This window comes from Gordonia sp. NB41Y (assembly GCF_030718915.1).
GTDB classification, from domain to species: domain Bacteria; phylum Actinomycetota; class Actinomycetes; order Mycobacteriales; family Mycobacteriaceae; genus Gordonia; species Gordonia desulfuricans.
This window is the reverse complement of record NZ_CP132196.1, coordinates 3,044,336-3,065,949: the sequence shown is the minus strand read 5'-3', so window position 1 is coordinate 3,065,949 and position 21,614 is coordinate 3,044,336. Positions and strand designations below refer to the sequence as shown.

General features: G+C 69.8%; 19 protein-coding genes. 12 read left to right on the top strand and 7 right to left on the bottom strand.

Annotated features, from left to right (window positions below; translation table 11 throughout):
* Nucleotides 1-7: 7 nt before the first annotated feature.
* Both Q9K23_RS13210 and dinB read right to left on the bottom strand, forming a co-directional pair.
* On the bottom strand, nucleotides 8-1,567 hold the full coding sequence (locus Q9K23_RS13210) for an SLC13 family permease (RefSeq protein ID WP_053777233.1): 1,560 nt from the start codon (nucleotides 1,565-1,567) through the stop codon (nucleotides 8-10).
* Nucleotides 1,568-2,032: 465 nt separating this feature from the next.
* A complete protein-coding gene (gene dinB, locus Q9K23_RS13205) occupies nucleotides 2,033-3,250 on the bottom strand; it encodes a DNA polymerase IV (RefSeq protein WP_020792038.1) in 1,218 nt (405 codons plus the stop codon).
* A 212-nt stretch (nucleotides 3,251-3,462) separates the two neighbouring features.
* Between dinB and Q9K23_RS13200 the strand changes: the two genes are divergently transcribed.
* Both Q9K23_RS13200 and Q9K23_RS13195 read left to right on the top strand, forming a co-directional pair.
* Nucleotides 3,463-4,614, top strand: coding sequence for an acyl-CoA dehydrogenase family protein (locus Q9K23_RS13200; RefSeq protein WP_053777234.1), 1,152 nt, complete (start codon nucleotides 3,463-3,465; stop codon nucleotides 4,612-4,614).
* On the top strand, nucleotides 4,614-5,642 hold the full coding sequence (locus tag Q9K23_RS13195; RefSeq protein ID WP_053777235.1) for an acyl-CoA dehydrogenase family protein: 1,029 nt from the start codon (nucleotides 4,614-4,616) through the stop codon (nucleotides 5,640-5,642). Before Q9K23_RS13200 ends, Q9K23_RS13195 begins: the two co-directional genes overlap by 1 nt.
* 524 nt (nucleotides 5,643-6,166) lie before the next feature.
* Here Q9K23_RS13195 and Q9K23_RS13190 read toward each other — a convergent pair.
* Nucleotides 6,167-6,781 carry a class I SAM-dependent methyltransferase gene (locus Q9K23_RS13190; protein WP_020792935.1) on the bottom strand — a complete coding sequence of 205 codons (615 nt, stop codon included), beginning with the start codon at nucleotides 6,779-6,781 and terminating at the stop codon, nucleotides 6,167-6,169.
* A 66-nt stretch (nucleotides 6,782-6,847) separates the two neighbouring features.
* A complete protein-coding gene (locus tag Q9K23_RS13185) occupies nucleotides 6,848-8,023 on the bottom strand; it encodes an aminotransferase class I/II-fold pyridoxal phosphate-dependent enzyme (protein ID WP_020792936.1) in 1,176 nt (391 codons plus the stop codon).
* Between the two features lie 47 nt (nucleotides 8,024-8,070).
* On the opposite strand from Q9K23_RS13185, the gene Q9K23_RS13180 reads away from it, so the two are divergent.
* Both Q9K23_RS13180 and Q9K23_RS13175 read left to right on the top strand, forming a co-directional pair.
* The gene (locus Q9K23_RS13180; RefSeq protein WP_053777236.1) at nucleotides 8,071-8,853 is read left to right on the top strand and encodes an LLM class F420-dependent oxidoreductase; all 783 of its coding nucleotides are present in this window, start codon (nucleotides 8,071-8,073) and stop codon (nucleotides 8,851-8,853) included.
* A gap of 130 nt (nucleotides 8,854-8,983) precedes the next feature.
* On the top strand, nucleotides 8,984-10,969 hold the full coding sequence (locus tag Q9K23_RS13175) for a TPM domain-containing protein (protein WP_261977920.1): 1,986 nt from the start codon (nucleotides 8,984-8,986) through the stop codon (nucleotides 10,967-10,969).
* A gap of 239 nt (nucleotides 10,970-11,208) precedes the next feature.
* Here Q9K23_RS13175 and Q9K23_RS13170 read toward each other — a convergent pair whose 3' ends face one another.
* Complete coding sequence (locus tag Q9K23_RS13170) at nucleotides 11,209-11,415, bottom strand: PLDc N-terminal domain-containing protein (RefSeq protein WP_315972008.1); 207 nt, start codon at nucleotides 11,413-11,415, stop codon at nucleotides 11,209-11,211.
* Nucleotides 11,416-11,559: 144 nt separating this feature from the next.
* Between Q9K23_RS13170 and Q9K23_RS13165 the strand changes: the two genes are divergently transcribed.
* Nucleotides 11,560-12,015: a MarR family transcriptional regulator gene (locus Q9K23_RS13165; RefSeq protein WP_053777238.1), complete on the top strand. Its 456-nt coding sequence runs from the start codon at nucleotides 11,560-11,562 to the stop codon at nucleotides 12,013-12,015.
* A 72-nt stretch (nucleotides 12,016-12,087) separates the two neighbouring features.
* A complete protein-coding gene (locus Q9K23_RS13160; protein ID WP_020792851.1) occupies nucleotides 12,088-13,365 on the top strand; it encodes an MFS transporter in 1,278 nt (425 codons plus the stop codon).
* Between the two features lie 128 nt (nucleotides 13,366-13,493).
* Here Q9K23_RS13160 and Q9K23_RS13155 read toward each other — a convergent pair whose 3' ends face one another.
* Nucleotides 13,494-14,834: a glycogen debranching protein gene (locus Q9K23_RS13155; protein ID WP_053777239.1), complete on the bottom strand. Its 1,341-nt coding sequence runs from the start codon at nucleotides 14,832-14,834 to the stop codon at nucleotides 13,494-13,496.
* Nucleotides 14,835-14,931: 97 nt separating this feature from the next.
* Between Q9K23_RS13155 and Q9K23_RS13150 the strand changes: the two genes are divergently transcribed.
* Nucleotides 14,932-15,609: an SDR family oxidoreductase gene (locus Q9K23_RS13150; protein ID WP_053777240.1), complete on the top strand. Its 678-nt coding sequence runs from the start codon at nucleotides 14,932-14,934 to the stop codon at nucleotides 15,607-15,609.
* 133 nt (nucleotides 15,610-15,742) lie between these two features.
* Here the strand turns inward: Q9K23_RS13150 and Q9K23_RS13145 are convergent, their stop codons facing one another.
* Nucleotides 15,743-16,138: a nuclear transport factor 2 family protein gene (locus Q9K23_RS13145; RefSeq protein ID WP_020793317.1), complete on the bottom strand. Its 396-nt coding sequence runs from the start codon at nucleotides 16,136-16,138 to the stop codon at nucleotides 15,743-15,745.
* A gap of 183 nt (nucleotides 16,139-16,321) precedes the next feature.
* Here Q9K23_RS13145 and Q9K23_RS13140 point away from each other — a divergent pair, with 183 nt between their 5' ends.
* The 5 genes from Q9K23_RS13140 to Q9K23_RS13120 are packed head-to-tail and all read left to right on the top strand — an operon-like array spanning nucleotide 16,322 to nucleotide 21,612.
* Entirely contained in the window at nucleotides 16,322-17,371 is a 1,050-nt protein-coding gene (locus Q9K23_RS13140; RefSeq protein ID WP_152972730.1) for a hypothetical protein, read from the top strand.
* Entirely contained in the window at nucleotides 17,368-18,054 is a 687-nt protein-coding gene (locus Q9K23_RS13135; RefSeq protein ID WP_053777242.1) for a DUF4129 domain-containing protein, read from the top strand. The genes Q9K23_RS13140 and Q9K23_RS13135 overlap by 4 nt, the downstream gene beginning before the upstream one ends.
* Entirely contained in the window at nucleotides 18,051-19,328 is a 1,278-nt protein-coding gene (locus Q9K23_RS13130) for a DUF4350 domain-containing protein (protein ID WP_053777243.1), read from the top strand. The genes Q9K23_RS13135 and Q9K23_RS13130 overlap by 4 nt, the downstream gene beginning before the upstream one ends.
* Nucleotides 19,325-20,320, top strand: coding sequence for a MoxR family ATPase (locus tag Q9K23_RS13125; RefSeq protein ID WP_053777244.1), 996 nt, complete (start codon nucleotides 19,325-19,327; stop codon nucleotides 20,318-20,320). The genes Q9K23_RS13130 and Q9K23_RS13125 overlap by 4 nt, the downstream gene beginning before the upstream one ends.
* Nucleotides 20,320-21,612 carry a DUF58 domain-containing protein gene (locus Q9K23_RS13120; RefSeq protein WP_053777245.1) on the top strand — a complete coding sequence of 431 codons (1,293 nt, stop codon included), beginning with the start codon at nucleotides 20,320-20,322 and terminating at the stop codon, nucleotides 21,610-21,612. Before Q9K23_RS13125 ends, Q9K23_RS13120 begins: the two co-directional genes overlap by 1 nt.
* Nucleotides 21,613-21,614 lie beyond the last annotated feature (2 nt).

The following is a 21,614-nucleotide window of genomic DNA, read 5'->3' as shown; positions in this document are numbered from 1 at the left end:
ACGCTGGTCAGAACGGGATGGCGCCGACCAGGACTCCGGTACCGAGCATGACCAGCGACACCACGGCGGCGCGCCAGAGGACCTTCTTGTGGTGATCGGCCAGGCCCACGCCGGCGAGTGCGACGAGCAGCAGGATGGCCGGCACCAGCGGACTCTGCATGTGGAAGGTCTGGCCGGTGATGGAGGCGCGGGCCATCTCACTCGGGTCGATGCCGTAGCGGGTGGCGGTCTCCGAGAGCACCGGCAGGACGCCGAAATAGAAGGCGTCGTTGCTCATCAGGAAGGTGAGCGGGATGGACAGGACGCCGATCACGATCGCCAGGTGCGGGCCCATCCAGGTGGGGATACCGTCGGCCATCCAGTGGGCGATGGCGTCGACCATCCCGGTACCGCTGAAGACGCCGGTCAGCACGGCGGCGGCGAGGACCATGGCGACCACCGACACGATGCTGGAGCTGTGCCGGGTGATGGCCTCCTGCTGGTCCTTCAGGTGCGGGAAGTTCACCGCGAGGGCGATGGCGGCGAAGATCATGAACAGCACCGGGATGGCGACGATGTCCATGCCGAGGATCGCCAGCAGGGCGACGGTGAGGGCGGCATTGACCCAGAACAGCTTGGGGCGCAGGGTCTTGCGTTCGGGGTCGAGGACGCCGGTGAAGGCGCAGTGGTCGGCGTCGGCACCCTGGACCGGCTGCGGGGCGTCGGGGCCGGATGGGATGTCGCGGCCGGATGGGGTGACCGGCAGGTCGGCGGTGTGCGGTGCGTCGTCGTCGCCGATGCCGGCGCTGCCGGCGCTCCCGGTGCCGGGGGCATCGGACCCGGTGCCTCCGTTCGGGCGACGCCGACCACCGATGCGGAACCGACGGCCGGTCGGGGTGCCGGTGGCGCCCCCGACGCCGGCACCGACGAGTTCGGTCTCCTGCGGGGCGAGGATCGAGTCCTTGACGACGATCCGGCCGATCCGACGACGCTCCAGCACGCCGAGGTGGAAGGCGAACAGCAGGACCACCAGCATGCCCACCGCCAGGGCCGGGACCATCGGCAGGAACACCGAGTTGGTGTCGATCTTCAGGGCGGTGGCGGCGCGGGCGGTGGGGCCACCCCAGGGCAGGATGTTCATGGTGCCATTGGCCAGGCCCGCCACCACGGTCAACACCACCGGGGACACACCGAGCTTGAGGTAGAGCGGCAACAGTGCGGCGGTGGTGATGATGAACGTCGTCGAGCCGTCACCGTCGAGGGAGACCACCGCGGCCAGGACGGCGGTGCCGACGACCAGTCGCGCGGGATCGTTGCGGACCATCCGGACGATGAATCGGACGATCGGGTCGAAGAGTCCGACGTCGATCATGATGCCGAAGAAGACGATCGCGAAGAACAGCATCGCCGCGGTCGGCGCGAGGGATGTGATGCCGTCGGAGATCATGTCGCTGATCCCGAGTCCGGCACCGGCGAACAGACCGAAGGCCACCGGGACGAGGATCAGCGCGACCACGGGCGTCGCGCGTTTGGTGATGATCAGGAACATGAAGGTGGCGACCATGGCCAACCCGAGTGCTACCAACATTGCCTTGCTCTTTCTGCCGAGTACCGACCACCTGTGTCGGCTGCTACCAGAGAAGTGTTGGCGTTACCCAGATCACAGTCACGCTTGTGCGCGTAACTGGTGTTTTGCGCATTACGCGCAGACGCCGATGACCCCACCCGGCGTCCACGGGTGGGGTCATCGACAAGGCTCTGCCGGGTCGACCGGCGAGAGAAGCTTCGGAAGGATCAGGCCCAGACCCAGATCCAGCGACGGCTGCGCGGGTCGAACTGACGCACGCGACGCTTGCGGCGGGCCGGGGTCTGGTTGTTCTTCTTGTTGGCGTTGCGCTGCTGGGGCATTGAGGCCCTCCCTCTCTTGTTGAGTCGAGATCCGCTGTGGGCGTTTCTCTCTGACGGACTCAACAATGCCGCCCCACCCTTGTGGCCCCATGGTGCTCACCTGCCAGGTTCCTGGCCGTGGCTCCCGTGGCACCGCGACCCGGGGTCAGTCGGGCAGCATCGGGGCATCGGCGCCGTGGTGGCGGCCGACGAGGACCGCACGGGTGACCGCGTCCCGGCCGAAGCGGTTGCGCAGCTGATCCATCGTGGTGTCGAGGGCGGCACCGGTGTCCTCGGCGAAGGGCAGGGTGAGCTGGATGGTGTCGGCGTCGTCGAGGTTGGCCAGCGACACCCCGATCAGACTGCAGCCGCGTTCGGCGATCAGTGGTCTCACCTCGTCGAAGAGTCCCCGCGCGCCGGCCATGATGATCTCGGTGCGGTCGGTGGGCTCGGGCAGTGTGCGCGACCTGGTGGCGGTGGCGAAATCGTGGAATCGTAACCGCAACACGATGGTTCGGGTGACACGCTCGGCGGCGCGCAGACGTTTGCCGAGGCGTTCGACGATGGCGATGATCGTCGCATCGATCTCGTCGGCCGAACGTGGCCGACGCCCCAGTGCGCGTTGGGAACCGATGGATCCGCGCCGCCTGCCGGTGTCGACCCGACGCGGATCCTGCGCCATCGACAGCGCGAACAGATGTCGCCCCGAACCCGGTCCGACGATGTGGGACAACGACTTCGGGCCGAGTTGTGCGATGTCGCCGACGGTGTGCACGCCGGCATCGGCGAGTCTGGCCTCGGTCACCGGACCCACACCCCAGAGCCGTCGGACCGGAAGCGGGTGCAAGAAGGCGAGTTCGGTGCCCGGCGCCACCTCGAGGAGGCCGTCGGGTTTGCCGACCGCGCTGGCCACCTTCGCCAGGAACTTGGTGCGGGCGAGGCCGACGGTGATCGGCAGGCCCACCTCGACCCGGACACGACGGCGCAGTTCCGCGGCGATAGCGACCGGGGTGCCGGCACTGCCCGGGGTGTGGCGCAGACCCGCCACGTCGAGGAAGGCCTCGTCCACCGAGATGCCCTCGACGAGCGGGGTGGTGTCGTGGAAGATCTCGAAGACCTCGCGACTGGCCTGCATGTAGTCGTCGAAGCGTGGGGTCACCACGATCGCGTCCGGGCACAGCGCCCGCGCCTCGTGGCCGGGCATCGGCGATCGCACGCCACGGGCCTTGGCCTCATAGCTCGCGGCGAGCACCACACCCCCACCCACGAGCACCGGCCGGCCCCGCAGGTGTGGATCGTCACGTTGTTCCACCGAGGCGTAGAAGGAGTCGAGATCGGCGTGCAGGATCGACGCCTCGGCGCGGTCTGCACTGTGGACGTGCATGGCATGACCTCGCTGTTCAGAAGCGGTGTTCGGGCCGCATTTCCGGGACCCGGTGTACCGGCGGTCGGGCCGCCACACCTGCAGCCTACCTCGAACATGTGTGCGAGGAAAGGTCGCACGCGGTCCAGGTGGGTGGTCGGCTCGGATACGTTGGGACGAGCACAGTTCTGGGCGCGCCGGCCTCCGGTGCCCCGTACCGAAAGGACACCGTCATGTCCACCAGCCGTCTGGTGCCACCGGTCGCCGACGATCCGCATGCCCTCGACGGACTGCGTGCCGAGGTCCGTGACTTCGTCGCCGCGCAGCGCGACGGCGGGACGATCGGCCGCGATGTCGACAGCTGGCTGACCGGCTGGGACGAGAAGTTCTCGCGCGCACTCGCCGCCCGCGGCTGGCTGGGGATGACGGTGCCGGTCGAGTACGGCGGCCACGGCCGCAGCCACGCCGAACGATTCGTGGTGACCGAGGAACTGCTCGCGGCCGGCGCACCGGTGGCGGCCCACTGGATCGCCGACCGGCAGATCGTCCCGTCGCTGCTCAAGTACGGCACCGAGCACCAGAAACACCTGTTCCTCCCCGCGATCGCCCGCGGCGAGTGCTATTTCGGCATCGGGATGAGCGAACCCGACGCCGGCTCCGATCTCGCGAGCGTGCGCACCAGGGCGGTCCGCGTCGACGACGGCTGGTCGATCACCGGCACCAAGGTGTGGACCTCCGGCGCACATCGCGCGCATGCGTTCATCTGCCTGGCCCGGACCGCACCGCCCGACCCGCAGCACCGCCACGACGGGCTGAGCCAGTTCATCGTCGACCTCCGGTCACCGGGCGTCGACATCCGCCCGATCGTCTCGATGAACGGCGGGCACCATTTCAACGAGGTGATCCTCGACGACGTGTTCGTCGCCGACGAGATGGTGTTCGGGTCGATCGGCGACGGCTGGACGCAGGTGACCTCGGAGCTGAGCTTCGAACGCAGTGGGCCCGAACGGTTCCTGTCCACGTTCGAGCTGCTCGCCGAGACCGCCGAACAGATGCGGGCCGGTACCGTCCCCCACCATCCCGACCTCGGACGTCACGTGGCGCGGATCGCGGGTCTGCACCAGATGTCGTCGGCGGTGGCCGGTGCCCTCGAACGTCACGAGCCCGCCGACACCGCGGCCGCCGTCGTCAAGGTCCTCGGCACCTCCACCGAGGGCGACATCGCCGACTTCGCCGATCTGCTCACCGGGGACCACTCGTCGGTGCGCGCCGAGTACGACGCGTTGCTCGACGACGCGGTGATCCAGCGCCCCGGTTTCACGCTGCGCGGCGGCACCAACGAGGTGCTGCGCGGTGTGATCGCACGGGGATTGGGGATGCGCTGATGACGACACGCCCGACCGTCGACCCCGATCTCGTGGCGATGATGTCGGCGGTGTTCGCCGAATACCGCCGCACGCATGCGCCCACCACCGGAATCGCCTTGTGGGACACCGGGTTGTGGACTCGACTCGAGGAGCTGGGTCTGGTCCGGCTGACCGGTGACGAGCAGGCCGGCGGCAGCGGCGCCGGCTGGTTCGAGGCCGCCGAACTGATCCGGTCCGCGGTCTGGCACGGGGTGCACATCCCCCTCGCCGAACACGACCTGCTCGCCGGATGGCTGCTCGAGTCGGCCGGGCTGGATGCCGGTCCCGCCCGCCGAACCTTCTGTGTGCTCGACGAATTCGGGGTGGCACGCGCCGTTCCGTGGGCCTCGTCGGCCGAGAAGATCGTGACGGTGTGGCGCGACCGCGATCGGTTCGTGGTCGCCGACGTCGACGCATCCGCACTCGGCATGTCCTCGGGTGCCAACCTCGCCGGCGAACCCCGGGACACGGTCACCGCAGAGGTGTCGTCGTTGTCGGGGATACCGGTGGCCGACACCGTGATCGACCAGATGATGCTGCGCGGAGCCCTCATCCGGGCACTGCAGGTGTGTGCCGCCCTCGACCGCATCGTCGAACTGTCGGTCACCCACACCACCGACCGCACCCAGTTCGGCCGCCCACTCGCGAAGTTCCAGTCCGTGCAGAACCTGGTCGCCGACATGGCCGCCGAAGCCGCGCTGGCCCGAGCCGCCACCGACGGCGCCCTCGCCGAGGCGGTCGACACCGACTGGTCGGGAAGCGGTCTCGAGTTCCGTGTCGCCGTCGCCCGCTCGTGTGCCGGACATGCGGCGTCGGTGGTGGTCCGCAACGCCCATCAGGTACACGGCGCGATCGGGACCACGATGGAACATCGGCTGCACGAGTTCACCAAACCCGCACTGGCCTGGCGGTCGGAGTTCGGGTCGGTCCACCACTGGGACCAGCTGATCACCACCGCGGCGATCGCTGCCGGACGCGACGGTCTCTGGCCGCTGATCACCGGATAGGGTTGACCTCGGCTCGGATGTGGTTGCGGACAAGTCGATCTCACCGGGTTTCGACACGGGTCCTCGCCTGGCGGCTCGGTCCCGGCTCAACCACCCAGTGGGGCAAGATGATTGAGAACACCTTCACCCAACCCGGCTTGACCACCCAGTGGCGCACAATGGTTGAGTAACACCTTCGCCCAACCCGACTCAACCATCCAGTAGTGCACGATGATTGAGCAACCTCTTCACCCAACCCGACTCAACCAGCCAGTGGTGCACGATGGTTGCGGACAAGTCGATCTCACCAGGTTTCGACACGGGTCCTCGCCTGGCGGCTCGGTCCCGGCTTGACCACCCGGTGGCGCACGATGATTGAGCAACCTCTTCACCCAACCCGACTCAACCAGCCAGTGGTGCACGATGATTGAGCCGCCACCACACCCCACCAGCCACTGCCATACGATGGTTGAGCCGACGAGGAGCGTAGCGACGAGTCGAGTCGAAACCTCCGCCGGCCGAACTCGTCACGCAACCACTCGACGTCAGCCCGCCCGCTGCACGCGCACGACGACGTCCTCGATGTGATGACCGCCGCCTGCGGGGCGGCCCCGATCTCGGGTCTCGTCGGTGGCCACCGTCCAGTCGTCGCCGAGCAGGCCGAGGAAGTCGGTGGGCTGAACGTAGTCGTCCGGATCGAAGCCGTGGGCGCGCACGCCCTCAGGCGCATGGGCAACCACCAGCAGGGTGCCTCCTGGCGCGACGGCGTCGACCAGTTTGCGGGCCACCGCAGCATGTTCGGTGGGGATCGGGAAGTAGTGGGCGGTGATCAGATCGTACGGGGCACCGGGTACCTCGTCGACGGTGAGATCGGCACGCGTCCACGAGATCTCCGGGCGGCCGTCGATCTCACGTGCCCGATCGATCGCGACCTGTGAGATGTCGACGGCGGTGACGGTCCAGCCGGCATCGGCGAGCCATCGGGCGTCGGCGCCCTCGCCGGAGCCCACCTCGAGCGCCCGGCCGGGCCTCAGATCCGAGACCTCCACCGGCAACGCCGGATTGACGTGGGCGGTCCACAGACGGTCGGCGTCGCGGTACCGGGCATCCCACTCGTCGGCGGAATGCGTGGTGACGGGTCCGTGCTCGTGTTCGCTCATGCCCCGACTCTGGCATGCCGCCGGGGCCGCGTCGAGGAGCATTGCCACATGCGCAAGAACACCACGTCAGCGAGCGACGTCGACCACCGCGGCGATCCGGTCGATCGCCTCGGTGAGCACCTCCGGTGAGCATGCCACGTTGAGGCGCGCGAATCCCTTGCCCTGTTCCCCGAACGCCGGACCGCGATGCAGCGCGACACGGCCCTGCTCGAGGATCGGGTCGGCCGGGTCGTCACCCAGGCCGGTGGCGCGAAAGTCCAGCCACGCCAGATACGAGGCGTGCGGCCTGCGCATCGTCACCGACGGAAGTCGCTGTGCCACGAGGGTTTCCAACAGATCGAAGCTCTCACCGATGGTGGCCAGCACCTCGTCGAGCCACTCGTCACCGTCGTCGAATGCCGCCGCGGCGCCCGCGCGCCCCAGGATGCTGGTGCGGAAGGCGACCTCCTCGGGCTGGCGGTCCACCAGTGCCCGCATCGGATTGGACCCGACCACGGTGAACGCACACTTGGCACCGGCGAGGTTGAAGGCCTTGCTCGCCGAATGGGCTGCGATCCCCACCTCGCGGGCGGTGTCGTTCACCGCGAGGAACGGCACGAACTCCACCCCGGGATGCACCAGGGGCGCGTGGATCTCGTCGGAGATCACCACCGCACCGTGTGCGGCGGCCAGGGACGCGAGGGCCTCGAGGTCGGTGCGGGGATGCGGCAGGCCGAGCGGATTGTGTGGATGGCACAGGATGATCGCCCTGGCCCCGGCGACGAAGGCGTCGCGGATACCGCCCAGATCCAGACGCCACGACGAGCCCAGGTCCACCAGGGGCACCTCCACGGTGCGGCCCCCGGCCTCGGGCACGATGTCGAAGAACGGCGGGTACACCGGCGGGGTGATGATCACCGGATCCCCGGGTTCGATGGCCACCCGCAGCGCCTCGACCAGCACCACCGACACATCGGTCGTCGGGTGCACGTCGTCGGGCGCCACCGTCCATCCCCACCGGCGGTGGGCGAAACCGGCGAACGCCTCCCCGGCGGCACCGGCACTGCCCGCGTAGCCGAGATCGTCGGTGCGGATCTGCTCGATCATCGCCTCGGCGACCACCGGCGCGAGGGGATAGTCCATCTCGGCGACGAACAACGGCAACACGTCGTCGGGGTAGGTGCGCCACTTCTCACTGGTGCGACGGCGCAATTCGGCGAGCGGTGGGGCGGTCGGGCGCGGACGGGCGTTACCGGTGTTCACGTTCTCGTTGTACCCGCAACACCCTCGGCGCGGGCAGACTGGAGCGCATGGCCTTTCCCATTCGCATCGGTGTCCAGCTCCAGCCCCAGCACGCCCCCGAGTACTCCCTGATCCGCGACGCGGTTCTGCGCGCCGAGGACGCGGGTGTCGACGTGGTGTTCAACTGGGACCACTTCTATCCGCTCTACGGCGATCCGGACGGCGCCCACTTCGAGTGCTGGACGATGCTCGGCGCCTGGGCCGAGCAGACCGAGCGCGTCGAGATCGGTGCGCTGGTGACCTGCAACTCCTACCGCAACCCGGAGCTGCTCGCCGACATGGCGCGCACCGTCGACCACATCTCCGGCGGGCGGCTCATCCTGGGCATCGGCGGCGGCTGGTTCCAGAAGGACTACGACGAGTACGGCTACGAGTTCGGTACGGCCGGCACCCGCCTGGCCGACCTCGGCCAGGCGCTCGGGCGCATCGACGCCCGCCTCAAGCGCCTCAACCCCGCCCCGACCCGCGACATCCCGGTGCTGATCGGTGGCAGCGGCGAGAAGAAGACGCTGCGCTATGTGGCCCAGTACGCCGACACGTGGCACGGCTTCAACGACATCGAGACCTACCGGCACAAGACGGCGGTGCTCGCCGACCACTGTGCGGCGGTCGGCCGCGACCCGGAGACCATCGAGCGGTCGGCCGGCCTGCAGTTCAAGGGCGACGTGGATGCGCTGCTGCGCGATGCGGACGCGATCAGCGCCGAGGGCGTGTCCCTGCTGACCGTCGGCGTGACCGGTCCCGACTACGACCTGACCCCGCTGGAGGCGCTCTGCCGCTGGCGCGGCTGAGCTGGCCGGATTCGCCGTGGCGGTCCACGGACAGAGGACGAGACCGGCCATCCGGGCGGATGCGTTGACTAGATTGTTCGGCATGGCAACCGCTCGGATGACGCGTCTCGTACACGCCGCAGCCCTCATGATGATCACGCTGGTCCTGGCGTTGCTGTCGTCGGTGCTGCTCGGCTCGGTGCTGGCCGGTCGAGCCGACGCGCAACCGCCCGGCCGACTCCCCGAACCGGTGTCGGACCCGGCGGACGTGCTCACCGAGTCCCAGCGCGCCGACGTCGACGCCGCGGTCGACCGCCTGTACAGCGATCACGGCATCCAGCTGTGGGTGGTGTACGTGAAGTCGTTCGACGGCATGGCCAACGACACCTGGGCGCGCCAGACCGCCGAACTGAGCCTGCTCGGCGACAAGGACATCCTGCTCGCGATCGCCACCGACGACCGCGAGTACCGGCTGACCGCACCGCCCAACGCGTCGACGGCCGACATCACCGACGCCGACCTCGCCACGATCGCCACCGACGACGTCGTACCGGCGCTGAAGAAGGCCGACTGGGCCGGTGCGGGGATCGCCGCGGCCGACGGCATCGCCGCGGCGATGACCCCGTCCAACACCGGCTGGATCGTCGCCGGGACGGTCGGCGGTGTCGCCGTCGTCGGCGGTGGCGGCGCGTGGATGTACTCACGCCGCAAGAAGCGGCGCGCGGTGGAGAGCGGGGTGGAGGCATTGCGCGAACACGAGCTGACCGCCGACCAGCTCGTCGCGCAACCGCTCGACGTGCTCGACCCGTGGTCGCGGGAGGTCCTCACCGACACCGACAACGCGATCCGCACCAGCGAGGAAGAGCTCGCCCTGGCCGTCGGCGAGTTCGGTCCGGCGCAGACCGCGCCGTTCCGCAACGCCCTCAACGATGCCAAGCAGGCACTCGCGGCATCGTTCATGCTGCGGCAGCGCCTCGACGACGACATCCCGGAGACCCCGGACGAGCGGCGCACCATGCTGCTGCAGATCATCACCACCTGCACCGACGCCGACAAACGACTCGACGAACAGGTCACCGGCTTCGACGAGATGCGCAACCTGCTGATCAACGCGGCGGCCCGCTTCGACCAGATCACGCGCTCGCTGGTGGATCTGCGGACCCGGATCGAGGCGTCGACGACGCAGCTGGCCGACCTCGTCGCCCGCCACGGCGAGCAGACCTGCACCCCGATCCTGCACAACGTGGACCTGGCCCGCGAGGAGATCGACTTCGCCGAGCGCAGCGCCGACCAGGGCCGGACCGCGATCGCCCGCCCGGCCGGTGAGCAGGGACCGGCGGTCGCCGACATCCGGGCCGCCGAGGGCGCCATCGACCAGGCCACCAAACTGCTCGACGCCATCGACAACGCGGAGGGCAACATCGCCGCGGCCCACACCCAGATGCCGGCGCTGATCACCGAGGTGGAAGGCGAGCTCGCCGAGGCGGCGCAGCTGACCACCGACGGCGGGCCCGCGCTGGCGACCGCGGTACAGACCGCGTCCGCCGCCCTGGCCGCGGCGAAGTCCGGCTTCGCCACCGACCCGCTGGGGGTGTTCACCGCGCTGGTCGACGCCGACGCCGAACTCGACGACGCGCTCGACGCGGCGCGCGGTGCCGCCGCCGAACGCACCCGTCGTGCCGAGGTGCTCACCGCGGCGCTGACGTCGGCCGACGCCAAGGTGTCGGCCGCCCGGGACTTCATCGCCACCCGCCGCGGCGCGGTGCAGTCGGTGGCCCGCACCCGGTTGTCGGAGGCGGAACGGCTGGTGCAGGACGCGCACGCCGCCTCGACGTCCGACCCGGTCACCGCCACCGACACCGCCCGCCGCGCGGGCTCGCTGGCCGATCAGGCGCTGATGGCGGCCCAGGGTGACGTGGTCAGTTGGCAGCGCACCCAGCAACCGCCGCGCCAGCACGGATCGGCCGCCGGCGCCGTACTGACCGGCGTGCTGGTGGACAGCTTCCTACGCGGCGCGACCCGCGGCGGCGGATACGGCGGGCATCGCGGCGGTGGCTACACCAGCGGTGGCCGCAGCCCCGGTTCGTTCGGTGGGTCGTCGAGCTCCGGACGGATCGGCACCGGCGGACGGTTCTGATCCGACCGCCCCGGCCACGACGCGGGTCGGGTGACGCCGGTTGCGTGACGCCGGTTGCGTGACGAGCTCGGCCGGCGGAGGGTTTCATCGGCTCAACCACCGTGCAACGCTCCACATCAGCGCGGGACGTCCCCACCCGTGGTGACGTCACGAACTCGGCCGGCGGAGGTTTTCATCGGCTCAGCCAGCCGTATCTGCGTGCGGCACTTCGTGTTCGAACGGAACGCCCCGGCGTCCTGCTACGACTCAGAGTGACGAGATCGACGGCGGCGCCGCGGCCACCGGGGCGGGGTGTTGCGCCGACCCCACCGCAGGTAGGCGATCGGCCCGATGAAGTTGACGAAGCTCGCGGCCACCCATGCCTTCTTGGGGCCGCGCACCTGATCGGCCGGACGGTGGGCGAGATCCCAGAGCGTGAGGCCCTGCAGCGCGAACTGGATCGGCACACCGACACAGAGGATCGCGCGCGATCGAGGGGACAGTGGTCGCTTCTTCGACGGGCTCACCCGTCCAACCTACCCAGCCCCGCCCCCGGTGAAACGCGCCACAACGCTTTTATTTAGATTCTCGAAGTATTAGAGTATCTGAACATGACCACCGCAGGATCGGACAGCGCAACGATCGCGAGGCAGATACGGCCCGCGATCACCCGCATGTACCTGTCCTTGCGTCGGCATACCCCGGCCCCCGAGTACTCGGCCGCGCAAGCCTCGGCCCTGGTGACCCTGCTCGACCACGGCGCCATGCGGATGGGCGAGTTCGCCGCCCGCGAATCCATCCGGATGCCCACCGCGACCAGCGTGATCGACGGACTCATCCGCACCGGCCTGGCCCAGCGCTCCCCCGATCCCTCGGATCGGCGCGCCGTGCTGGTGTCGCTGACCGAGCACGGCGAAGACACCGTGCATCGGGTCCGGGACCGACGTGACGACGTGCTCGCACGCGCCGTCGAACAGCTCTCCGACGACGACCGCGCCTCACTGGCCGCCGCCGCCCCGGCCCTCCAGGCGCTGCACACGGCGCTCGAGGGGCAGCCCCCCGTCTGACCGGGCCCACTCGTCGTCGAGTGGATACCCCGCAGAAACCGTCCACCGCAGTGTCCGTTCCGAGGAAGCCGTATGACCACCGTTGATTCCAGGGCGTCGTCGTCCACCGACGCCCATGAGGGACAGTCGTTCCTCCAGACCTTCGCCCACCAGCCCCGCACCGTGTGGATCACCGCCTTCGCCGCGGTGGTCGCGTTCATGGGCATCGGTCTGGTGGACCCGATCCTGCACAGCATCGCCGAGGCGCTCGACGCCCCGCCCAACAAGCTGACCCTGCTGTTCGGCGTGTACGTCGGCGTGCAGTGTGTGGCCATGCTGATCACCGGATGGTCGGCGTCGCGCTTCGGCCCCAAGCGCACACTCGTCACCGGCCTGACCCTGATCATCCTGGCCGCGGCACTCTCGGTGTTCGCCAGCGATATCGACCAGCTGATCATCTACCGCGTGCTGTGGGGTCTGGGCAATGCCCTGTTCCTGGCCACCGCCCTGGCCTTCATCGTCAGCGAGGCCGAGGGCAGCCACCACGGCGCGATCATGCTGTACGAGGCCGCGCTCGGCGTGGGCCTGGCCGTCGGTCCGCTGATCGGCGCCCTGCTCGGCGAGTGGACCTGGCGTGCCCCTTTCGGCGGCACCGCGATCCTGATGCTGATCGGTGCGATCCTGTGTGCGGCGATGCTGCCGAAGGACGGCCCGGCCTCGTCCCGGACGAAGGTCCGGCTCGTCGACCCGATCCTCGCACTGCGCAACCGCACCCTGCTGATCACCTCGATCGGTTCGGCGTTCTACACCGGCGCACTGTTCACCGTGATCGCGTGGGCGCCCATCGCGATGGGACTGCGGCCGATCTACGCCGGCCTGATCTTCTTCGGGTGGGGTCTGCTGACCGCCATCGCCGGTGTCTTCATCGCCCCGAAGCTCGCCCGCGCCGTCGGACAACGCGGCGGTGTGATGATCGCGATCGGCACCTACGCGGTGGCCATGATCGTCGCCGGCATCGGCACCGCCGAGCACCAGGTGTGGCTGATCGGCGTCGCCGTGATCCTGTCCGGTCTCCCCTCCGGTGTGCTCAACACCCTGTTCACCGGCGTCGCGATGTCGTCGGGTGACGGCTCCACCCCGCGCTCGGTGTCCAGCGCCGGCTACTCCTTCCCCCGCTGGGCCGGTGCCGCGATCGCCGCGGTGCTCGTGTCCTACCTCGCCGAGTGGTTCGGCTCGGTGGCCGCACCGTGGTGGTTCGCGACCGCCTACTGCATCGTCGCCCTGATCACGGTGAGCTTCGTGCGGGTGGCCTCGGCCGCCGATCACCACGTCGACCCGCAGGACGCACTGGTGGGTGCCGAAGAGTACTGACCCGCCGAATTCCAGACCTCTGTCCGAGGGAACGAGTCAGGCCCCGCGTCGATCGCCACAACCGGCTGATCCGCGGGGCCTTCTCATGCGGTCGGCCGGATGGGCGCCGATGGTCGTGCGGGCGGGCCTCAGTCCAGCCAGTCCAGAACCGACGCCGCGGTCCAGCTCTGCTGCATGCTGCCCAGCGGCTCACCGGTGAACGGTTCGTAGTACTCGGCGAAGCTGCCGTCGGTGGCCTGCCGCAGCCCCTCCTCACGCAACCGCGCCGACCGCTCCGGCCACCCGCGCCGCGCGAAGGCCCAGCTGAACAGCCACGTCATCACCGGCCACACCGGGCCACGCCAGTACTCGCGTGGCCGGAAGTCCGGGGAGATCGGCGACGTCGACGGCGGCACCGCGTACCGCAGGTCCGGATGACCGCAGAAGCGTGGGCCGTCGAACAGCCGCAGCAGCGCCCGCTCCTGGTCGCGGGACAGCCCGCCGCACAGCAGCGGCGCAAAGATCGCGATGGTCTCGGTGGTGATCCACCGGTTGGCCCGCAGGTCGAAGTCGCGCGCCGCACCGCTGCGCTCGTTGGTCGACGACACCACCCCGGTGCGGAACCGGTCGGCCCACGCCCGCAGATCGCGGACGTCGGCGCGGGGCTTGGAGTAGTCCTCCCCGATCGTGGCGAGCACGTCACAGGCGAGTGCGAAGATCGCGCTGACGAAGACGTCCTCGACGGCGAAGCTCATCGCCGTGGTCAGCGCGGCGTCGTCGTAGGCGGCGCGCTTCATCTCCTCGACCAGCCAGATGTAGCGGTCGTACTCGTGGTCGGACGGCCGCATCGACAGGTCGGTGACGTGGGCGAGGTCGGCACGCTGATACGGCGGCAGATCGTCACCCGGGACGACGTTGGCATACGCCGCATCCCAGCGCGGCGAGTTGTCCATCCCCGATTCCCAGCCGTGATAGATGGTGATGCGGCCCCGGCCCTGCGGATCGCGGGCATGGGCCAGCCAGCGATGCCAGCGCACCAGGGCACCCCAGCGGCGGTCCAGGAACTCGTCGGCGGCCGCCCGGGTGGTGCGCCCGTGGCGGCGGGAGTGGTCGAGGATGCGCTGCACGGCGATCGCGTGCACCGGCGGCTGCGTGATGCCGGAGGTGTCGGGGAAGTCGGGGGCACAGGCGGCCAGACGGGCACACTCCCACCGGCGCGGCCCCGGGAAGTAGCCGTCCCGGCCGTTGGCGAACACGATGTGCGGGATCATCCCGTTGCTCCACTGCGCCGAGAGCAGGGTGTCCATCTCGATCACCGCGCGCTCGACGCTGAGCGGGGCCAGACCCACCGTCACGAACGCCGCATCCCAGCTCCACATGTGCGGGTACAGCCGGGGTGCGGCACTGGTCATCGTGCCGAGGTCGTTGCCCCGCAGCAGGTACGCGGCCCGGGCCGCGAGCTGCGTCTGGGTGAATCCGTTGCGCGCCACGCGTAGATTCTGCCCCGGCCGGGCCCTGCCTGCCGTCTGAGCGCATGCCTCCGGCGGGGCCGCGGGCAGCCGGGCGGCGAGAAGTAGGCTCGCGATCGTGTCCACCGCATTGATCACCGGCGCCGCCCGCGGGCTCGGCGCGGCCATCGCCCGACAGCTCTCCCCCACCCACGACCTGATCCTCGGCGGGCGCGGCTCCGACGCACTCGACGGCATCGCCGCCGAACTCGGGGCGTCGACGTTCACCGCCGAACTGACCGATCACGACGCCGTCGTCGCGGCGGCCGAAGGGATCGACCGGCTCGACGTGCTGGTGCACAACGCCGGGATCGGGAGCAGCCTGCGCCCGGTCGGCGAGACCCCGGCCGACGAGTGGCGCCGGCTGCTCGAGGTCAATCTGATCGCCGTGGCGGAACTGACGCGGGTGCTGTTGCCGGCACTCCGCGCGGCCGGCGGACATGTCGTGTTCATCAACTCGGGTGCCGGAAAGCGCGCAAATCCGGGCTGGGCGGCATACGCCGCGAGCAAGTTCGGCCTCCGGGCACTCGCCGACGCGCTGCGCCTCGAGGAACCGGACCTCCGTGTGACGTCGGTGTTCCCGGGCCGGATCGACACCGACATGCAGCGTGAGCTGATCGCCATCGAGGGCAAGGACTACGACCCGACCCGGTTCCTCGCGCCGACGACGGTGGCGGCGGCGGTCGCACAGGCGGTCCGTACCCCGGCCGACGCCCATCCGACCGAGATCGTGTTGCGCCCGACCGGTCGTCGCTGACGGTCGGCAAATGACACCCGCGTTGTTCTACGTGAAACAACCAACCTCTGGTAGAGGTCGAGAGTTGAGCTGAAACCCTCACGCCGCCTTGTGTTCTGAACGGCACGATCCACGGCGGCGTGAGTGCTTCGGGTCAGAGCTGCTTGAGGTCCGAGGCCTCCCACACCGCGCGCATCGTCGCGATCTTGCCGTCGGCGTCGAAGACCATGATGTCGACCGGGGTGATCTCGAAGCGCAGACCGGCGGTCCCGGTGACGAGGGTGAACTCGAAGACCGCGGTGTCGCCGGCGACCCGCTTCCACTTCAGGGTGGCGGTGCGCTCGTCCATACCCGTGATCACAGAGTAGAACTCGACGAGCTGTTCGCGGGTGTCGCGGATGTCGGCGCCGATCGGGTCCTCCACGGTCGCGCCGGGCGCGTACAGGTCGGCGATCTGCTCGGCCGTACCCGAGGTCAGGTACTCGACGTAGGCCTCGACGGTGGCGTTGATCTTCTCCGACAGACTCGCGGTGTCCGACTCGACGGTCATGGGGCTCCCCCTCCAGGAAACGAGAACGTGTTCTAGTTTCACGGTAGCAGGCGATCCGCCGTCATCCAGGTGATTGATCCGACTCCGCGGGGTTCACCCCACCACCGACGATCGGTGATTGGATGGGGGACGCCGACTCGGATGCAGGGGGCATCCGGCGGGCAGACCATCGGAGGGACACCCATGACCTACTCGCCCGGGGAGGGATTCACCCCGCCCGAGTGGTCGCCGGTCCCGAATGCACCCGATCCCGGTTCTCCCGGTGTCGGTGCTCCCGGTGTCGGTGCTCCCGGGTCCGGCCCCCGATGGGGTTCCGGGATCGGTGCGCCGCCGCCTCCCCCGGTGTGGCAGCAGCCGGCCCCGGCGCATCGGCCGGGCATCGTGCCGCTGCGTCCGCTCGGGGTGGGCGACATCATCGCCGCCACATTCGCGACCCTCACCCGCAGTCCCCGACAGCACTTCGGGATCAGCGCCGCGGTCACCGCGCTCGTCGTGGCGGTGACCATGCCGGCGGTCGCCCTCGCGGTGGCCGTCACCGACGGCGAGATCACCGTCGAGTCCTGGTCGGCCGCCCTCGTCGACGCCCTCGGCAACTACGACCTCATCGCACTGGCGCTCATCGGGCCGGTGGCACCCACGGTCATCGCCGACGCCGCCGGGCTGCCGACATCACTGTCGTACCTCGTCGGCACCGTGCGCCACCGGTTCGCCGCGATCGTCGGGGCGACGGCGCCGGCGATGGTGTTGGGCCTGATCCCGGTGGTGGTGGGGGCCGCCGTGGTCGACCGGCTCCCGGACACCCCCGGTGGTCTCGTCGCGATCATCGCGGTGTCGGCGGCCACGATGATCGGCGTGGTCGCCGGGCTCGTCCGCCTCGGTCAGGCTCCGGCCGTCGCCACGACCGAGGGGCTGCGCCCGGGTGATGCGCTGCGCCGGGCCCTGACCTTGTCCGGCCCCGGTTTCTGGCGATATCTCGCCGTGCTCGTGTTGCTCACGCTGATCTGCGGCGTCATCTCCTGGGTGCTGCAGGTCGGGATCTTCGCGGTCGGCGAGGTGTGGGCGATACCGCCGCTGGCCGAGTCCGCCCTCACCGGCGTCTGGGCGGTCATCGCCTCGGTGACACTCGCTCCCCTGCTCGCCTGCGCCTTCGCGGTGATGGGTGTCGATGCGCGTATCCGGCGTGAGGGATTCCAGGTACAACTCGCCGAGTGGGCCGCCGGGGGTCGACGATGAGCTTCGCGTACTCGGTTCTGGCCGAGGGACTCTCACCGAGCAACGACGAGGCGCGGCAATGGGTGCGGGACGAACTGTCGTCGTCGAACTATCAACCGGACCAACCGAGCTGGCTGGACCGGCTCTCCGACAGCCTGTCGCGCTGGTTCGGTGAGCGTGCCTTCGAGGCGATCTTCGGCGACAACACCTGGTCGATCGTCTTCGCGGTGGTGATCGGGGTGCTGGCGCTCGCACTGATCGGCTACTCGTTGCGGTTCGTGCGACGCCGGCGCAAAGCCCCCTCCGCAGTGGACATCGAGCCCGTACTCGGCACGGAGGCGTTGTCGGCCAAGGCGTTCCGGGCCCGCGCCGAACAGCTCCTGGCCGCCGGCGACTTCGACGGATGCGTCCGCGACGCGATGCGCGCCCTCACCCGCCGCAGCGCCGAACGCTCCCTGCTGACCGACGCACCGTCACTCACCGCCCACGAGGTGGCCATCCGGCTTCGGGGGCCGTTCCCCGGCCATGTGCACGAACTCCTCACCGCCGCAGGCCTGTTCGACTCGGTGGCCTACGGTGGCCGACATGCGACCGAGACGCAGGCCCGGTCCGTCCTCGATCTCGACACCGCACTGAAGTCCACCCGGCCGGCCGGCACGGGGACCGATGCCGGGCTCGACGTCGGATTCGCGGTACCGCGATGACCGCACCCGCTCCTGCACAGGAGTCCTCCCCTCCCCCGGTCCCGGCCGCACCCCGGACGCGCCGACGCATCGGCCTGTGGGTCGGCATCCCGGTGATCGTGCTGCTGCTGGTGGCGGTCATCGCGGTGGTCGTGCTGGTCGGCGGAACCGCGGACCGCGACAAGGGAAACCAGTATCTGCTGGACCCGCAGAACTATGGCGCCACCGGTACCAGCGTCCTCGCCTCGATCATCGACGACCACGGGGTGCAGGTGACGATCGTCCGCGGCCTGGCCGACCTTCGGGTCACGCCGAAACCCGACGCGCACACCACCGTCGTGGTCTCCAACACCGCGGTGCTGCGGCCCGACACCGCAGCGGCATTCGCCGATCGCGTTCGCGAGGCCGATCGGATCGTGCTGCTCAGCCCGAGCAGCGGCACCCTGAGCCTGCTCGACTGGCCGATCGACGGCGATCGCGACCCGGGCATCGTGCCGCCGGGCGATTCGGTCGCCGCCGGCTGCACCGCGGCCGGCATCGACCCCGGCGACGTGGTGACCGCCCGGTCGTATGGCTACCGCGCATTCGACGCGGGTCCGCCCGCGGCCGGCGCACACAACTGTTTCCGGGTCGGCGATGCCGCCCAGGTCGCGATCGCACCGGACAGCCTGGTCGGCCCAGACCTGGTGGCCCTCAACGCCTCCATGACCACCAACGAGCAGATCGAAAGCTTCGACAACGCCGGTGTCTCGGTGCGGCTGCTGGCGAACACCGACCGCATCCTCTGGTACATCCCGCAGGCCGACGACGTCGCCTCGGCCTCCGAGGAACAGTCGATCCTGCCCCGATTCATCGGACCGGCGTTCCTGCTCGCGTTCTTCGTGGTGGTGGCACTGGCCCTCTGGCGCGGAAGACGTTTCGGTCCGGTCGCCACCGAGCCGCTCCCCGCGGTGGTCCGCGCGATCGAGACCACGCGCTCACGCGGCCGGTTGTACCGGCGGGCCGCCGACGCCTCCCGCACGGCCGCGATCCTCCGCGTCCACACCCTGGACCGGTTGTCCGGCTATCTGGGTCTCCCCTACGATCCCGGCCGGGCGATCGACGCGATCGGCGCTGTGCCGGTGGACGATCCCGCGGTGACGACCATCTGCGATGCCGTCACCACCATCACCGGACGCGACCCGGGACAGGTGTCGGCGCTGCTGGCCGGTCCCCTACCCGCCGACGACGCCGGTCTACTGACCTTCACCACCGAACTGACCACCCTCGAGAAGGAAGTCCGTCGCACACCATGACTCCCGAGACACCCACCACCGCATACGCCACCGCGACGGCCCCGTCGAGCCCGCGTGATGCCCTCACCGCGGTCCGCGCCGAGGTCGCCAAATCCGTTGTCGGACAGGACTCGGCCGTCGCCGGCATCCTCATCGCGCTGCTGTGCCGTGGGCACATCCTGCTGGAGGGTGTGCCCGGGGTGGCCAAGACGCTGCTGGTGCGGTCGGTGGCGGCCGCCCTGCAGGTGGAGACCAAGCGGGTGCAGTTCACCCCGGATCTGATGCCCGGTGACGTGACCGGCTCGCTGATCTATGACAACGCGACCTCGGAGTTCACCTTCCGGCCGGGCCCGGTGTTCACCAATCTCCTTCTCGCCGACGAGATCAACCGCACCCCGCCCAAGACGCAGGCGTCGCTGCTGGAGGCGATGGAAGAACGTCAGGTGTCGGTGGACGGCGTGCCGCGTCCGCTGCCGGAGCCGTTCCTGGTGGCGGCCACCCAGAACCCCGTCGAGTACGAGGGCACCTATCCCCTGCCGGAGGCCCAGCTCGACCGCTTCCTGCTGAAGGTCACCCTGCCGCTGCCGCCGCGCGACGACGAGATCACCGTGCTCGCACGGCATGCGGCGGGGTTCAACCCGCGCGACCTCGCCGGTGCCGGACTGCGTCCGGTGGCCTCGGGTGCCGATGCGCTCGCCGGTGCCGAGGCGGTGCACCGCGTCGCCGTGGCCCCGCAGGTGCTCGCCTACATCGTCGACATCGCCCGCGCCACCCGGGTGTCGCCGTCGTTGTCGCTCGGGGTCAGCCCGCGTGGCGCCACCGCCCTGCTGTCGACCAGCCGTGCCTGGGCGTGGCTGTCGGGGCGCGACTTCGTCACCCCCGACGACGTCAAGGCGCTCGCGCAATCGACTCTGGCACACCGTCTCACGCTGCGTCCGGAGGCCGAGCTGGAAGGCGTGTCGGTGTCGGCGGTGCTCGACGCCGCGATCAATTCGGTCCCGGTCCCCCGCTGATGACCGTCACCGGCCGGTTCGTCGCGCTGCTCCTGGTGGGCATCGTGCCGGTACTGGTGTTCCCGCACTACTGGGTGGCCCTGCTGTGGGTGTTCGGATCGATCATCCTGATGCTGGCCGATCTGGTCGCGGCAGGATCCACCGGTGCGGTGACGCTGCTCCGATTGCCCTCGGCGCCACTGCGTCTCGGCGAGTCGGGGGAGTCCACCGTGGTGGTGGTCAACACCGGCCGGCGCCGGTTCCGCGGCCGGATCAAGGATTCCTGGCAACCGTCGGCCGGTGCGTCGCACAATGTCCACGACGTCGACCTCCCGCCCGGGGAACGCCGCACCGTGTCCACCACGCTCACGCCCACCCGCCGCGGTGATCGACTTGCCCTGCGCGCCACCGTCCGCCGGCCCGGACCACTGGGGCTGGCCGCCACCCAGCACACCCGTCTGCTACCGGGATCGGTGCGGGCGCTGGCCCCGTTCAACTCGCGCAAACACCTTCCGTCGCGGCTGGCACGTCTACGCCAGCTGGACGGGCGGTCGGCGGTGCGGATTCGGGGTCAGGGAACCGAATTCGACTCGCTGCGTGACTATGTCGAGGGCGATGACGTCCGCAGTATCGACTGGCGGGCCACCGCTCGGCGCAGCTCGGTGGTGGTGCGGACCTGGCAGCCGGAGAAGGACCGTCACATCATCCTCGTGCTGGACACCTCACGTACCTCCGCAGGCCGGGTCGGCGATGCACCACGGCTCGATGCCGCGATGGACGCCGCGCTGCTGCTGACCGCACTCGCCGCACATGCCGGCGACCGGGTGGATCTGCTCGCCGGTGACCGGATCATCCATCGGCGGGTGGTGGGTGTGGGCCGCACGAGCATCCTCGGACAGTTCGTCAACGCGATGACCGGTCTGGAACCGGCTCTGCTGGAAGCCGATTGGCCGCTGCTGGCCGCTGAGGTGACCAAGATCAGCCGGCAGCGCGCACTGGTGGTTCTGTTGACCCCGGTCGAACCGGCCGCCGTGGAGGAGTCGCTGCTGGCACCGTTGTCGGTGCTGGCACAGCGGCACAAGGTGATCGTCGCGTCGGTCCGCGACCCGGCGCTCGACGAGATGGCCGGGCGCCGCGATGACGCCGAGGAGGTCTACCAGGCTGCGGCCGCGGCACGGACCTTGACGCTGCGGGCCCGCACCGAGACCGCACTCGGACGGATCGGGGTGGACGTCGTCGACGCCGAACCCGAGGCGTTGCCCGCTGCGCTGGCCGACCGCTACCTGGCGCTCAAGTCGCGCGGTCTGCTCTGACC